Genomic DNA, 800 nt, shown 5'->3' on the forward strand with positions numbered 1-800 from the left:
TGATTCTGCTAGTTGCAGGAAAGGGAAATGAGAAATTTCAAATTATAGGCAACCAAACTTTTGAATTTAGCGATGTTGAGGTTATTAAAAATCATGCCTTAACATACTGATTTTCGCAATGGGCTTACCTCCGCTAATGTGCGAATATTGAAGCAAAAGTGATGTCATCCCAGTGCTTGACACTGGGATGGCTTTGTTGCATAGCAACTGAAAAAATCTGGTGGCTACTGACAAAATTCATTATAAAATAGCCATTTAACCTTGAAAGAAAAAATATGCCACAAAAAATGAGGGTCAGTAACCATAGCGAATATAACAAATTTCTAGAAAAAAGAGGAAATATTTTTCATTATATCAACGAAGCCATAGAAAAGTGGTACGAGAATGGTCCAAAAATACCAGGTGGCAACAATATTTATAGCGATAAAGTTGTAATTTTGGTGCACATAATAACTTGTTTATTTAGAATAGGCCTGAGGCAAACAGTTGGGTTTATAGCAGGATACCTTGAGCAAATTGGGAAAAATTTGCAAGTTATCAGCTATTCACAATCATCAAGAAGGTTTAAGAAACTCAATATTAAGATCAATGATTGCAGAAAATAATATGGAAGATATCGAAATTGCTATAGACAGTACAGGAATTAGTATATACAACAACACTCCTGGTCATAGCAAAGAAAATAGCGAAGATAGAAAGTATCGCAGCTATGAACAGACAAGAAAATTGCATGTAATGTTGAATACAAACAGCAAAAAAGCCATAGCTGTAAAATACAGTAACGGCTGATCACTATGGAG

The 800-nt window shown here is 34.4% G+C and carries 2 pseudogenes; both read left to right on the top strand.

The annotated features are described in order from the left end of the window. Positions 1–110 (top strand): annotated as a pseudogene (locus BA053_RS08225) (UDP-N-acetylmuramoylalanyl-D-glutamate--2,6-diaminopimelate ligase); the annotation flags it as partial. Between the two features lie 165 nt (positions 111–275). Further along, a pseudogene (locus tag BA053_RS08820) lies at positions 276–786 on the top strand (transposase); the annotation flags it as partial. Positions 787–800 lie beyond the last annotated feature (14 nt).

Origin of the sequence: Wolbachia endosymbiont of Nomada ferruginata (assembly GCF_001675785.1) — a bacterium.
Classification (GTDB): domain Bacteria; phylum Pseudomonadota; class Alphaproteobacteria; order Rickettsiales; family Anaplasmataceae; genus Wolbachia; species Wolbachia pipientis.